The sequence below is a fragment of the Nitrospira sp. KM1 genome, assembly GCF_011405515.1.
Classification (GTDB): domain Bacteria; phylum Nitrospirota; class Nitrospiria; order Nitrospirales; family Nitrospiraceae; genus Nitrospira_C.
Genome location: NZ_AP022671.1, coordinates 2,531,443 through 2,546,397, shown reverse-complemented (window position 1 = coordinate 2,546,397; position 14,955 = coordinate 2,531,443). Strand labels below are relative to the sequence as shown.

Below are 14,955 nucleotides of genomic sequence, written 5' to 3'. Positions count from 1 at the left end.
TTAGCCCTTTCCTTCCGGAAGCATCGGCAATACCTGCTCATTCACTGCCCTCACCGGCTTCCGGGCAGTCAATCGGCGGGCGACAACATAGAATAGCGGCACGAAAAAGATGGCAAGGAACGTGGCCGCCAACATGCCGCCCAGTACGCCCGTTCCGATCGACTGCCGGCTGGCGGCGCCTGCTCCCGTAGCCACGACCAACGGGAACATCCCGAAGATGAAGGCCATGGACGTCATGATGATGGGCCGGAACCGGAGGCGCGCCGCTTCGATGGCGGCATCGAGCAGCGGACGTCCGGCTTCGTAGCGGGTGTTGGCGAATTCGACGATCAGGATGGCGTTCTTGGCTGACAGACCGATCAACGTGACCAGCCCGATCTGAAAGTAGATGTCGTTGGTAAACCCTCTGACCCAGACGGCGGCGAGGGCGCCGAAAATGGCGAACGGTACGGCCAAAATCACGGCGAAGGGGACCACCCAGCTCTCAAATTGGGCGGCCAGGACCAGAAACACCATCAAGAGGCCGATGATGAACACGACATTTGATTGCCCGCCGACGCGACGTTCCTGAAAGGAGATATTGCTCCAATCGATCGCATACCCTTGGGGTTCCAACACTTCTTTCGCGACGTGGTCGAGGGCCTCAAGAGCCTGGCCGGAGCTGTAGCCGGGAGCGGCAGACCCGAGCACCAGCGCGGTGTTATAGCCGTTGAAGTGATTCACGGGATCCGGTCCGCTCTGATATTCCGTTGTCACGACCGTATTGAGCGGAATCATGTGCATACCTTGTGTATTCTGGGCCCGCACGTAGATCTTCGCGATATCCTGCGGCGTCGAACGGAACTCCGCGTCGGCTTCGGTCTGTACATGATAGATGCGGCCGAATTTGAGAAAGTCGTTGATGTAGTATGTGCCGAAGTAGGCCTGCAACGTATCGAAGATATCCGAGATCGGCACACCAAGAGACTTGGCACGTTCCCGGTTCACATGGGCATAGAGCCGTGGAGCCGAAACGCGGAAATTGGTTCCGACCTGACCGATGGCCGGTTCCTTCTTCGCCCGCTCGATGAATTGTTGAGCGACCACCGCAAACTTTTTGAAATCTCCGCCTCCGGGGTCTTGGAGCTGTGCCGAGAAACCGCCGACCGTTCCAACTCCGCGGAGCGACGGCGCATTGAAGGCCAAGAGCAGCGCTTCCGGGATCTTGGCGAATTCCCCGAACGCCTGGCCGATCAGCGACTTCACATGAAATTGCGGCTCCTTCCGCTCATCCCACAAATGCAGCGGCACGAACATGGTGGCCGAATTCGGTCCCCTCGTTCCGAATACAAAGTTTTGCCCCGACATGGCGTCGGTCGAATGCACGGCAGGATTAGCCTGCAGAAACCGCTCGATCCGATCCAACACCGCATCCGTCCTCTGCTTGGACGCACCATCCGGCAATTGAGCCACGACGATGAAATATCCCTGGTCCTCTTCGGGCAAAAAGCTGCGCGGCAGGGTGTTAAACATTCCAAACGTGAACAGGAGCAATACGCCGAATACCAGCATTACACGGAAAGGCCTTCGCACCAGGCTTCCGACAATGCTCGTGTAGCCATGTTGCGTTTTGCCGAATACTCGGTCGAACCAGACCCAAAATCTTCCCCGTTCGCCATGCTGCGGCACGAGGACCATGGCGCATAGGGCCGGGCTGAGCGTCAAGGCGACGAACCCTGAAAATGTCACTGAAATTGCGATCGTAGCGGCAAATTGCTTGTAAAGCTGACCGGTGATGCCGCCTACGAATCCCACCGGAACGAACACGGACACCAGCACCAGCACGATGGCAATGACCGGGGCGGTCACCTCACTCATCGCCCGTTTTGCCGCTTCTTTGGGGGACACACGGTCTTCCCGCATATGACGTTCGACGTTTTCGACAACCACAATGGCATCGTCGACGACGATCCCGATGGCGAGGACCATGCCAAAAAGGGTAATGGTGTTGATCGAGAAGCCCAGGACATAAAGACCAAGAAACGTGCCGATCAGCGACACAGGGACTGCCACGGTGGGAATAATCGTGGCCCGCCAGCTCTGCAAAAACACATAGACCACCAGTACGACCAGCACCATGGCCTCCAGAAGCGTTTTGACGACCTCCTTGATCGAGACCTCGATGAACCGCGTGGTGTCGTAAGGAATATCGTAGGAGACGCCGGGAGGGAAGCTCTTCGCCATCGAGTCCATCTCCGCACGCGTGCGCCGCACGGTATCCAGGGCGTTCGCCCCGGGGGCGAGAAACGTGACAATGAAGGTCGTCGGGCTACTGTTCCATCGCCCCTCGAGCGCATACGATTGTGCGCCGAGCTCGATGCGTGCCACGTCTTTCAAACGCACGAGCGAGCCGTCCGGCATCGCGCGGACGATCAGCTCTTCAAAGTCCTGGACCTCGGTCAGCCGGCCCTTCGTGATCACCGGAATGGTCATCTCGGTACCCTTTGGAGCTGGCTCGCGTCCGATGGTGCCGGCCGGATAGTCCCTGTTTTGCTCGCGGATGGTGGCAGCGATATCCGTCGGCGTCAGTCCCAGTTTGGCCATGTGCAGCGGATTCAGGATGATGCGCATGCTGTAGTTCTGCTGTCCAAACACCATCGCATCTCCGACTCCCTTGACGCGACGCACGTTGTCGACCAAACGCAAGATGGCGTAGTTGGACAGGAAGACCGCGTCGTGATTCGGATCGGTGGACTTGAGCGCGATCACGGCCACCAGATCAGGAGACATCTTCTTGACACTGACGCCCTGCCGGATCACCTCTGGAGGCAGCTGGGGCTCCGCCAATTTTTCTCTATTCTGGGTTTGGACTTGCGCGATGTCCGGATCGGTCCCGATTTCGAACGTCAACTTGATGGTCACATGGCCGTCGTTGCTGCTCGTGCTGTCAAAGTAGACGAGGTTGTCGATCCCCGGCAACTGGACCTCGATCGCCCGCGCGACAGATTCTGCGACGACCTCCGCGCTGGCGCCGGGATAGTCCGCATCGATCTGCACCACCGGTGGGGTGATTTCAGGAAACTGCGCAATCGGCAAAAACTGCACGGCAAGCAGTCCCATGACGACGATGATGATGGATACGACGGAGGCCAGAATCGGCCGATCAATGAAGACGTGTGAAGTCACGGCTCATCCCTGTTTCGGTTCGGTGGGAGGGGCCGTTTCAGTCGATGGCACCGCTCCAAGAGGCACGGCATTGACGAGAGCGCCAGGTCCAATCTTCATCAACCCGTTGACGACCACGCGTTCGCCTGTTTGTAACCCCGAATCGATGAGCCACTGGTCACCCTGCCAGGCCGAAGCCTGGACATTTCGGATTTCGATCTTGTCCTCCGGACCGACCACATAGACGAACGGCCCCTGGGGACCTTGTTGGACCGAGCGCTGCGGGATGAGGACCGCGTTGGGCTTTGCATCTCCCTTGAATTTCACGTTGACGAACTGACCGGGCAGCAACGCTCGTTTCGGATTGGCGAATGTCATGCGCACCTGGCGCGATCCGGTCTCCGTCCGCAAGCCTGGTTCCATCAAATCCAGCACACCTTCCTGCGGATAAAGAGTCCCGTCCATCAGCTTCAGGACGCCCCGCAGTTGATAGACGCCGGGATGTTCGATCTTCTTTTGCTCGATATCGCGCTGACGTTTCAAAAGGAACGTCTCCGGAACGCTCACGACAACGTACATCGGATCGACACGATGAATGGTGGTCAGCAAATCGGTCTGAGCCGAGACCAGACGGCCTTCGTAGTAGCGGCTTCGCTCGATCAACCCGGCGATCGGCGCGATGATCAGCGTATTGTCCAAATCGAATTGAGCTTTGATCAGATCGGCCTTGGCACCTTGAACCGCAGCCTTGGCTGAGAGATCCGCGGCAATGGCATCGTCGACATCTTTCTGACTCACGGCCTGATCGGCCAAGAGGGGCTTGACTCGCGCAAGATCCTGCTTTGCCTGAACGACCTTTGCCTCGGCTTGCGCGATCTTGGCCTTGGCGCCGGCCGCGGCCGCTTGAAATGGAACCGGATCGATTTGATACAGCCGGTCTCCCTTTTTCACATCGCGCCCCTCGGGATAGAGCACGGCCTTCAAAATGCCTGTGACCTGCGATCGGATCTCCACGGGGCGCGAGGCTTCCGCCTGGCCGATAAATTCCGGCTCATCGGGCACCGTCTGTGTCGTCACGGTGACCACCTCAACCTGAGGCAGCTGCTGCGGGGGGGCAGAGCCGGCCTCCTGCCTGCAACCGCTCAGTCCAAGAACCACGGCCACCGCGAGCATCAGCATGCGCGGCTGAACGCCGGGACCTATCATCTTCACGCGTGTGTTCATCATTCGAGGTCCCGTCGCAGTTTCCTATTGTGTGCTGCACGGGCCACTTTGAACGCCGCATAGCACCATGAAAGACCCGCAATGAAAATGATCGACACCTGTAAAGCAATTGTCAGGGTGATTGCTGTGATCGATTCCATGATCACCTCCGAGAAGTTAATCCGAACACTGCTTGGTTAGGTCTGACCGTTTCTGACCTTTTCCGGTAATTTCCTCGACAAGACATCTCATTAAACATCCGGTCGCGGATAACCGGGCTCCGTCTTGCCACATTCGAGTGAGGAGCGCCTTGCCGTCCGCATCGACGAAAGTCAAACCGCTCAAATCGACCGCTGCGTGACTTCGCTGGGCAGCAGCGATACGGCCCCAATAGAGGTCGGCTTCTCCCACCCATGGACCGGCGAGGCGCCCTTCAAGAATCAGAGAAATGGGACCTTCGTCCTTCTCCTGTCGTTCACTTATTTTTAGCATCGTCAGCTCCTTATCTAATACCTGGCCATGGCAAAGCCCGTTCCTTGCCATGAATAAAGAGCCTTCTCCTAAAATATTGAAAATTATCATGAATCAAGACTTATATCTAAGCCATGCTTAATGTGACGAATCGGGACTGCCGATATCTCGGCACGAGCCGAGACGTCGGCAGCGACCGCGTTACGTTTCTACAAAGGAGGGTGTGGGAACCGGATGGCCGGTTGATCTCGGCCGAACGTCGCCCGTGGCGACATTCGGGCGGTCCGGTTGATGCTGTGCGGCGATCAGCGAGTAGAACACCGGTACGACGAACAGCGTAAACAGCGTTCCCACCGTCATGCCGGTGACGAGTACGGCTCCGATGCTATTGCGCGCCGCCGCTCCGGGCCCGGTGGCGAGCACCAAAGGAAGATGGCCAAAGACGGTGGCCGCGGAGGTCATCAGTACAGGTCGTAGCCGGGTCACCGACGCTTCACGCAACGCATCGATCTTGGGCAGGCCACGGGCCTGGAGCGTGTTGGCAAACTCTACGATGAGAATGCCGTTTTTAGCGATTAATCCCACAAGAGTGATCAACCCGACCTGTGAATAAATGTTGATGGTGGTGAGATCGAGAAAACTGAAGACCAACGCTCCCGAGATCGCCAGCGGTACTGAGCCGAGCAGGACGATCAGCGGATCGCGAAAACTCTGAAATTGCGCAGCCAGGACCAGATAAATCAGGACGATGGCGAAGCCGAGTGTGACCGTGAGAGCGGATCCTTCATGACGGATCTGCCGTGATTCGCCGGCATAATCGAGCACCACGCGCGAGCCCCCCGTCGAACCGACTGCCTGTTCGAGCACCCGCAACCCTTCGTCCTTCGTCACGCCCGGCTTGACTCCGCCGAAAATTCTCACGGCGTTGCGCTGCTGAAACCGGTTCAAGGTGCGCGGCGCCGTACTCGACTCTATGTGCGTAAAGGTCGATACGGGAACGAGTTGCCCGCCCGGCGTCTTGATTTTGAGATCGAGCAGCGGTCCGACCGTTGCCCGGTCTCGATCACCGATCTGCGGAATCACTTTATAGCTGCGATCGAAGAAATTGAACCGATTGACGTACGCACCGCCGAGCAGCGTGCCGAGTTCACGCCCGACACCGGCCAGATCGAATCCAAGATCCGCGAGCCGCTCCCGATCCAGAACCACTCGGGCTTCCGGCAAGTCGATTTTCAGATCGGTATCGACATACAAGAATTTGCCGCTTTGCCAACCGGCTCCGAGAACCGCCCCGGCCGTTTCCATCATCTGTCCTACCGGGGCATCGCTCTGCAGCACCAGTTCGACATCGTATTGACCGGGCGTCGGCAGCGGGGGATCGAGTCGGGGAAAGACCCGCAGCCCCGGGACCTGCGACACCGCGCCGAAGACCTGTCCGAACAGTTCCTCCGTCGAACGGGTCCGCTCGTGCCAGTCCTTGGCCACCATGCCGCCAAACCCGCCCCAAGCCGTCGTCAACGACCACATGAATCGCGCTTCCGGAAATGCCGTGACCGCATCCACGACCTTCATCGTGTCCCGGTTGCTCGCCTCCAAGGTCGAATCCGGCGAGGCTTCGAGAAACAGACTGATGTGGCTCTGATCCTCGACTGGCGCGAGTTCCTGCTTGGAAAACATGTAGAGCGGCCAAGCCGCCACCATGACCAGCAACGAGGCTGCGACGATCGCCCAGCGCATTTCAAGCGCCGCATCGAGCATCCGGGCGTACAGCCGACGCACCAGCTCGAACGCACCATTGACGAATTTGGTAAAGCGGCCTTCCTCTCCCTGAGCATGGACGAAACGCGAACTCATCACAGGAGACAGCGTCACCGCCACGATGCCGGAAAGCACCACGGCGGCGGCCAGTGTGATCGCAAATTCCAAGAAGAGCGAACCCGTCAATCCGCCCTGAAAGCCGATCGGCGCGTAGACCGCAGCCAGCGTGATCGTCATGGCGATAATTGGGCCGACCAGTTCGCGGGCGCCGACCAATGCGGCCTCGATTCTGGATTTGCCCAGTCGGACATGGCGCTCGACGTTTTCGACGACGACGATCGCGTCGTCGACCACCAGCCCAACCGACAGGACGATGGCCAGAATGGTCAGAAGATTCAAACTGAAGCCGAACGTGTACATGAAGATGGCCGCGCCAACCAGCGAAATGGGCATGGCCACCAATGGGACGAGCGCCGTGCGCACCGAACCCATGAAGAGGAAGACGACGACGGCGACGATTAAAATCGTCTCACCGAGTGTTTTGGTAATCTCCTTCAACGCGTTTTCCATGAACATCGTTCCGTCCCAGACCAACCGCATGTCGATGTCTTTGGGCAGGGTCGGTCTGATGCGCTCCATTTCATCACGCAGGCGGTGCGCGACCTCGATCTCGTTCGAACCGACCAACGGCCATACCCCCAGATAGACACCCTCGGTCTTGCCGTACTTGGCGACCATCTCGGCCTCTTCGGCCCCCAACTCGACTCGCGCCACATCGCTCAACCGAACGATCGCGCCTCCGCGATCAGCGACGATCAGATGTTCGAATTCCTCGGTGGAACGCAGGTCGGTGTTCGCCAGCAGATTCACCTGGACCTGATTGCCCTTCGTGCGTCCGACGGCGGCCAGGTAATTGTTGCGCCGCAAGGCCGCCTGCACGTCTCCCGGCGAAAGATTGAACATGGCGAGGCGGTCGGGATCGATCCAGATGCGCATGGCAATCTGCCGCCCGCCTTCGATGGTGACCCGTTGCACGCCGGCAAGCGTGGCCAGTTGCGGCTGCAGAGTTCGGACAAGCCAATCGGTCACCGCCGGGACGCTCCGTTCCGACGACGTGAAACTGAGATAGAACGATGCATACGGCCGGTCGGCCCGTTGAACTTCGACGACGGGGGGCTCCGCTTCCGGCGGCAGTTCCGAGCGGACCTGCTGCAGGCGCGCGGTGACTTCGGCGAGTGCCGCCGTGCTGTTGTGGTTCAATTTCAGGTGGACGGTGACCGTGCTGACGCCGGCGCGGCTTGTCGATTCCAGATAATCCACCCCGCTGATCGCAGACACCACCCGCTCGATCGGGGTTGTGAGAAAACCGCGCACCGTCTCGGCCGCGGCTCCGTAATAGACCGTGGTGATAATGATCGAGGAACTTTCGATTTTCGGATATTGCTGCAGAGGGAGGACGGTCAGCGCCCGCCAGCCCACGAGCACGATGACGAGGTTGACGACCACCGCCAGGACAGGATGCTTGATAAAGATGTCGGTGAACCTACGCATGTTCTCGTCTCTTCTTCGCTTGTCTACAGGTGCATCCGCAGTTATTGTCCGTCCGGTCCGTGGTCCTGTCCGTTCTTCGCATCCGCATCGGCGATGATGACGCGCACGGCATCGCGGAGCTTGAACGATCCGGAGGTCGCGACGAGTTGGCCGGCCGGCAAACCATCGAGAATGACGACTTCTTCACCGAGCATGGTGCCGGTCTCCACCTGCCGTCCGTACGCCCGGGGATTGCCGTCCTTGTCCGGAGTAATCACGAAGACCTGATCGCCTCCCGGCCCCTTTCGCAGCGCACTAGCCGGAATGGCGACACCTTTCCTCGACGGACCGACCGGGACTCTGACGCGGACGGACGATCCGGGTGATGGTGTCCCACTGGCACCTTCAATTCTGGCGCGAATCATGGCATTGCGGGTCGCCGGATCGACCCGTGCGTCGATCGCAACGAGCTTTGCGGTTACCGGCGCCGATTGCTCGGCGGAGAATACCTCCACGCTGTCACCCACACGCAGTCCCGCCGCCACCTGCTGCGCCACCATGAAGTCGATGTGTACGGCGTCGTCAACGCCCTGCAACGTCGTGAGCTGACTCCCTTCATTCAGATATTGCCCCGGATGCACATCGGCCAACCCGATCCTCGCGCGAAAGGGTGCTCTGATCGTTTTTCGGGCGATGATCGCCTTCGTGCGCGCAATCTGGGCCAAGGCCACGTCGAGATCGGCACGCGCCCGATCCACTTCTTCCTGCGCCGTCGCGAGATCCTGTCGCAGATGTTGTCGTCGTTTGAGCACGGCCTGCGCGAGAGCAGCTTGCGCCTGCTGCGCCTTCAGATCGGCCTCTTCGACCGACACATCGAGCGCCACCAGCACCGTTCCCTTTTCAACGATCTGTCCGGGCGTCAACGTGACTTCCTTCACGGTCCCCGGAAGTTCGTTACGCAAACTGATGGAACGCAATGCGAGCACCGTCCCGATCGAGGTCGCGCTCATCCGATGTTCGAGCGCGCGAGCCGGAGCCGCGGTGACCGATTCCATCGGTTCCGGCTGATTTGCCGAGGCCGCGGCATTTTCCTGGATAGACGTATATTTCCATGCCGCCAAGCCGATACCGAGCACCACGACCGTCAGGAGAAGCAGCAACGATTTCATCCAATGATGTGCCGTCATGCGCGACGCCCTCCTACACGTTTTGCGGGGGCAGGAACGAGTTTTGGCAAGCGGTGAACAGGCTTCGCTCGTGCGAGCATATCCTCCAAGGCTTTGCGCACACGGACGACGCGGGTTTGTTCCAGCGGAACGAATCCCAGCACCCAGTCTAACCATAAACCGTCGATGGCCGCGGCGACCGCCTCCGATACACCGGGCGGCAACCCGTCGTCTGCTAGACGGCGGTGAAGATCCGCGTACACGGCGCGCATCGGTTCGATCAGGGCGGGATTCTGGGCCAATGCCGCGAACACGGCGGAGGAACTGCGGCGCAATTCCTCAGTCCAGCACTTGGCATCCGAAAGACAATGACTCAACAATGCGCGCGCCATGCGCCCAGGCCCTTCCGATGTTCGTGCGTACGCTTCCGTATAGCAGGACCGCCAACCCTCCGCGCAACGCGTGACGAGCGCGACGACCAACCGATCTTTCGATGGAAAGTGATGCAGGAGCCCCCCTTTGCTCATGCCGGCCTCGGCGGCCACGGCGTCGAGTGTCAGGTTTGCAATGCCTTGACGGGCGACCACGGCCTCGGCGGCGTTGAGCAGAAGCTGCTGAAGTTTTGTATCGACGCGTTTCATCGTGCCAAAGACTAACCGTCCGGACGGTCTGTTGTCAACCGTCTGGACGGTCTGTGTTTATAGATTTCGCTAAAGACCCGGGGATCGCCGCCCCTCCACCACAACCTCTTGAAATATTAGGATGCGGACACATGGTGGCTCGCGGGTGTGAAACTTTCCAACGACGGAATATTGTACCGTCGGCGCAATTCCTCGACTTGCTCGCGCATCACAGGCCAATAATCCCATCCCGAATTCAAGTCCACGTTCATTGCTGCTCCGCGCCGGATCGCGATCAACGCCTTTTGCGGATCAAAGAATCCCGTGCGAGCCTGCGTGATGGGTGTCATCCTGATCCCGACGTGAAACTGCAGGAGGACGAAGAAGACGAAGAGCCAAGGATCGCGGCGTTGAAATCCCGCGCTGAAACATGCCACCTGAACTTCCCCCGCTGGATCAGTTCCGTATCCGGACAGGATATGAGCGCAGTCGTGGAATAGAATCGGCTCCGCCGCTCCGCCCTTTTCTCCGGGAAGGGCAAAACCGTTGCGCCGGCAATACTCCCAATACGTCCGCCCTAAGGATCCCTCGGGATAGTGTTCCAAGGCCTGATACCGTGTTGCGAGCGTCGGGTCTTCGTATTGCCCGATCATCCCTCGAACAAATTTGTAGAGACCGCGAATTCCTTCCTCGTTCCATATCTCCTTGATTTTGTCCCGAAGCCAAAACCTCCGCGCCAGGTCAAGACGGAGCGCGAGAATCTCCCCCTTCAGCAGGTGTCGGAGATCCTCAACCTCTATGGCCTTCACTTCTAACGCCTGGGCGAATTGTTCGACCAATGCCGTTTCCTGTTCGTCGGCTTTGCCATCGATCAAAGACACAATAATCAGGCCCTGGACAAGCTGCTGCCGGATTTGGCGGTCTTGAAGCTCGCGTGCGAGTTTCCCGGGATCGATACACGGGAGCTGATCGATCGGGTGATCTGTCCCCAGAATTCGTTGTATGGAAGTCAGCATATGCGCCTCGGATTCATCCAGCACGCCATCGGCAAGGGCCACGGTCTTCATGGCTCGCAAACCCCAGTACGCTTGCTCCGGTGTAGGTAATCGCAATTCCATGTGATCGGCTCCTTTGGCTATGTCGTACCGGCTGATCGTCCGTCAGGCCGCAACCGTATGAATATCTCGCATTCCGTGCGCGGCCATCGGTTGATTGTGCAGTGCTTGCCAGGCCCCCAGACCGCCCGCCAAGGGCCACACGCGCGTCACCCCCTGACCGCGGAGCTTCCAGGCCGCATACAGGCTTGCCGCATCGCCCGGGCAGGCACAATAAAGAATGGTATCCCGGTCATCTTGAAAATCCTTGCGCATCGCGAGCAGATTCTCAATGGAGAGAGCCACGGCTCCTGGAATGCCCGCCTCATCCTGACGAGCTTCCCGTGAACGGAGATCGACAATGAAAAGATCCTCTCCGGCTGCGAGTTTCTCAGTCACGCGTTCGGCGGTCATGCGGGGCACCAACCTTTCAACAAATCGTCGCCGAACAAGCCTGAAAACGACATAGCTCCCAAGCGCCGCCACAGTGAGTACCGCGAGGAACGGTCCGATCTGAGACGTGACCGCCTGCAGCCAATCAAGTTGATCCCGCAAGAGATATCCGAGTCCAAGCTCCGCACCGATCCAGATCGCGGTTCCGAGGGCGTTATAGAAAAAATAGTGAGCAGATCGCATCCCCACGATTCCAGCCAGCGGAGGCGCGATGGTGCTCAGACCCGGAACGAATTTCGCGGCGATCAGCGAGCGCATACCGTGCCGTGTGAAGATGTCCTCCATCCTCCGAACACATGCAGTCGCCTCAAATGAAAGCCTGCAGAGCCACATCAGCACCACGCGGCCCTTACGGCGGCCCAGTTCGTACCACACGTGATCTCCTAGGAGCGCGGCGCTCATCGCAGAGGCGAAGGCGATGCCCAGGCTCAACTGCCCGTTGCCTGCCAGCGCTCCCGCTGCAATCAGCAAGGGTGCGGCGGGTATGGGCAGGCCGATCTGTTTTGCGAGTATGGCGACGAAGAGCACCATCGCGCCTTGACCGCCTAGAAACTGGATCACCGCATCCATTTTGATCTCCGATTCGTGGGCCGACGCCTGTTTCGACCTCGACAGTGGCAATGATCGTTCCACCGCGTTCAACGACGACTGGGAGACGTTTAAACACTCGAAAATCCGAGAATTACCCATCGGCTTGCCGAATGGGCTGGGACGAAGATGCTCCTCTAGGCCGATGAATGACTGCCGACATCTCGGCACGTGCCGATTCATCGGCGCGACCCCAGCGGTAGAGGATGGAACAGAAGGGCAGACAGTTAGGAAGGACGGGCAATGCCCAGCTTTTGCATCTTGGATTGAAGCGTGGTGCGCTTCATGCCCAGCCTGGTCGCTGCGCCAGAAGCGCCTCCGATGACCCACCCGGTTTCACGAAGTATGCGAAGAATATGCTCTCGTTCGGCGGCCTCCAGCGTTGCCGCTGGTTGCACCTTGCCGCCTCCTCGAGGACGAAGCTCAGCCAATGATACATGCAGCACCGACCCCTGAGAGAGAATGACCGCCCGCTCGATGAAGTTTTCGAGCTCCCTCACGTTTCCCGGCCAGGGATAGGCTTCGAGCGCCCTGATCGCTTCTGAGGGAATTGTTTCGATGCCTTTCCCCATGCGCAACGCAAATTTCTGAGCGAAATGGCGGACTAAGGGTGGGATATCTCCGATTCGATCTCTGAGCGGTGGGACCGTCAGGGGGAAAACATTCAATCGATAGTACAGGTCGTTACGAAAGGCGCCCTCTTCCACCATCCGCGACAAATCCCGGTTCGTCGCCGCCACCACGCGCACGTTGACCCTGATCGTGCGCGTACTGCCAAGACGTTCAAATTCCTGCTCCTGCAGAACACGAAGCAATTTGACCTGCAGATCCAACGGGATCTCTCCTACCTCATCGAGGAAAATCGTCCCTTGATGCGCCAGCTCAAAGCGACCGATCTTGGTGGCGATGGCTCCCGTGAAGGCGCCCTTTTCATGCCCGAAGAGTTCGCTTTCCAACAAGCCGGTGGGAATCGCCGCGCAATTCATCTTCACGAATGTTCGCTCACGCCGTCCGCTCAGGTTATGAATGGCGCGTGCCAACAGTTCCTTTCCGGTACCCGTTTCTCCCAGTATCAGCACGGTCGAATCGGTCGGGGCGACCACCTCGACCTGTTTCAGAACCTTTTTGAGGGCCGTGCTCTCTCCAATGATTTCTTCAAAATTGTATTCGGTGCGGATTTCGTCTTCGAGGTAGAGCTTCTCCTTCCCGAGCTTGTCTTTGAGATCGGCGATTTCGCGGTAGGCCAGGCCATTCTCTACGGCAATGGCCACCTGCGCCCCGATTTGGGTCAACAATTCGGCGTCGTCCGTGCTGAACGCATCGTCCCGCAAGCTGACGACGCTCAGGGTGCCGAGGACCCGCCCATGGGAAATGAGAGGAACCGCACATCCTGATTTCAAACCTTCCAGTTCCGCTCGCTTGATGATCTCCGCGGGAAATTCACTCAAACTGAGGTGTTTGATACGCACGGCCTGCCGAGACGTGAACGCACGACCCTCCGGGGTTCCTTCGAGCGGGATGGCGACACCAGCCTCGATGAAGTCCTGGTTTCGCGGAAAGTCCAGCGCATGCGTCAGCAATTGGCCTGTGCCGGGATCGTAGAGGGCGAACCCCGCGAGGTCATGCGGCATGACGCGCCTGAGACAGGTTGAAATTGCCTTCAGCAGCTCGCGCAATTCCAGGTGAGAAACGACGGCGTTGTTGACCTCGAGCAGCAGGCGTTGCCGGTCGCGTTCCAGCGCCAACTGCCGCTGATAGGCGAGCGCCGCCTTCGAATTCAGCGCGTTATCCACCGCGACCGCGATCTGTTTGGCCACTTGCCGCATGAAATCGATCTCTGCTTCGTCATAGGTCTTCGGATGCAAGCTGCCGAACCCCATGGCCCCAAGCTTGCGTTGGGCAGTCGTCAGGGGAACGACGCAGAACGATGCCACACCGTTGTCCCGAAGCAAGGCCATCAGTTTTGGAAACCGCCGCTCCTGTGCCACATCGTTCACCGTCAGCGACTCCTGCGTTTTCCAGACGAGCCCGCCCGGGGACTCATCGACCGGCAACTCCAATCCTGGACTGATCGTGCTCGGCTCCGCCGTGACCAACAACCACAAGCGCATGACGTTGAGGCTTTCATCGTGCAGGACTGCATTGATGTAGTCGAACGGGACGATCTTGGGAAGGCGCTGGGCAAGGTCTTGAAACAACTGTTCAAGATCGCCGTACGAGGCGATGGACTCAGACACTTCCAACAACATGCGCAGGCGGTCCCGATCATGCGCCAGGTCCTGTTGATGGAGCACATTATCGACGGCGACACCCAGCTGTTTCCCGACCTGTCCGAGGAACTCCAGATCCGCCTCGCCATAAGCCTGATTTTGCAAACTCGAAAACCCGATGGCTCCCAGGCGGCGGACCGCCGTCGTCAGCGGAACCACGCAAAACGAACGTACCCCGTCTTCTTTCATCCGCTCGAGGACCCCCGGCCACCGACGCTCCTCTTTGACCTCTGGAACCAAAATGGGTTGTTGCGTCTGCCAAACGACGCCGCTCGGGGTGTCTTCCACCGGCTGCTCATGACCGCCGATCAGATCGGCCGGTACATTCGCCTGTATCGTGTGCAACCGCATGATGTTGCGCGCAGGATCATGGAGGGATAGGGAGACGAAGTTGACCTGGACGACACGAGGCAGACGTTGAGCAAGGTCCCGGCACAGCTCGCGGAGATCACGGTGCCTGGAGATAGATTCGGCGACTTCCAGCAACGCCTGGTATCGCTCGGCCAGCGTTTCGCAGGGCGATGTGGAAGGCCTCTCCATAGAGAGGCAGTATGGCCTATCGTCCGAAGAGGCTCAAGAGGCGGAAATCCCTCCTTTGTATGCGGATACACTCAATGAGGCAGAAGGAAAGAATCGGCGAAAGGTCTCGTGACGTGCG

General features: G+C 59.0%; 10 protein-coding genes. All 10 read right to left on the bottom strand.

Features of this window, described 5'->3' with window-relative positions; genetic code table 11:
* Positions 1-3,165: a multidrug efflux RND transporter permease subunit gene (locus W02_RS11765; RefSeq protein ID WP_173047907.1), complete on the bottom strand. Its 3,165-nt coding sequence runs from the start codon at positions 3,163-3,165 to the stop codon at positions 1-3.
* Between the two features lie 3 nt (positions 3,166-3,168).
* Positions 3,169-4,350 (bottom strand): efflux RND transporter periplasmic adaptor subunit, encoded by a 1,182-nt coding sequence (locus W02_RS11760; protein WP_173051463.1) that lies wholly within the window; start codon positions 4,348-4,350, stop codon positions 3,169-3,171.
* Between the two features lie 17 nt (positions 4,351-4,367).
* Positions 4,368-4,508: a hypothetical protein gene (locus W02_RS11755; RefSeq protein WP_173047905.1), complete on the bottom strand. Its 141-nt coding sequence runs from the start codon at positions 4,506-4,508 to the stop codon at positions 4,368-4,370.
* 16 nt (positions 4,509-4,524) lie between these two features.
* On the bottom strand, positions 4,525-4,839 hold the full coding sequence (locus tag W02_RS11750) for a hypothetical protein (RefSeq protein WP_173047903.1): 315 nt from the start codon (positions 4,837-4,839) through the stop codon (positions 4,525-4,527).
* Positions 4,840-5,019: 180 nt separating this feature from the next.
* On the bottom strand, positions 5,020-8,127 hold the full coding sequence (locus W02_RS11745; RefSeq protein ID WP_173047901.1) for an efflux RND transporter permease subunit: 3,108 nt from the start codon (positions 8,125-8,127) through the stop codon (positions 5,020-5,022).
* 41 nt (positions 8,128-8,168) lie between these two features.
* Entirely contained in the window at positions 8,169-9,293 is a 1,125-nt protein-coding gene (locus W02_RS11740) for an efflux RND transporter periplasmic adaptor subunit (RefSeq protein WP_173047899.1), read from the bottom strand.
* Positions 9,290-9,913: a TetR/AcrR family transcriptional regulator gene (locus W02_RS11735; protein ID WP_173047897.1), complete on the bottom strand. Its 624-nt coding sequence runs from the start codon at positions 9,911-9,913 to the stop codon at positions 9,290-9,292. Before W02_RS11735 ends, W02_RS11740 begins: the two co-directional genes overlap by 4 nt.
* A 116-nt stretch (positions 9,914-10,029) precedes the next feature.
* Positions 10,030-11,010: a TerB family tellurite resistance protein gene (locus W02_RS11730; RefSeq protein ID WP_173047895.1), complete on the bottom strand. Its 981-nt coding sequence runs from the start codon at positions 11,008-11,010 to the stop codon at positions 10,030-10,032.
* A gap of 42 nt (positions 11,011-11,052) precedes the next feature.
* On the bottom strand, positions 11,053-12,009 hold the full coding sequence (locus W02_RS11725; RefSeq protein WP_173047893.1) for a VTT domain-containing protein: 957 nt from the start codon (positions 12,007-12,009) through the stop codon (positions 11,053-11,055).
* Positions 12,010-12,254: 245 nt separating this feature from the next.
* Positions 12,255-14,837, bottom strand: coding sequence for a sigma 54-interacting transcriptional regulator (locus W02_RS11720; protein WP_173047891.1), 2,583 nt, complete (start codon positions 14,835-14,837; stop codon positions 12,255-12,257).
* Positions 14,838-14,955 lie beyond the last annotated feature (118 nt).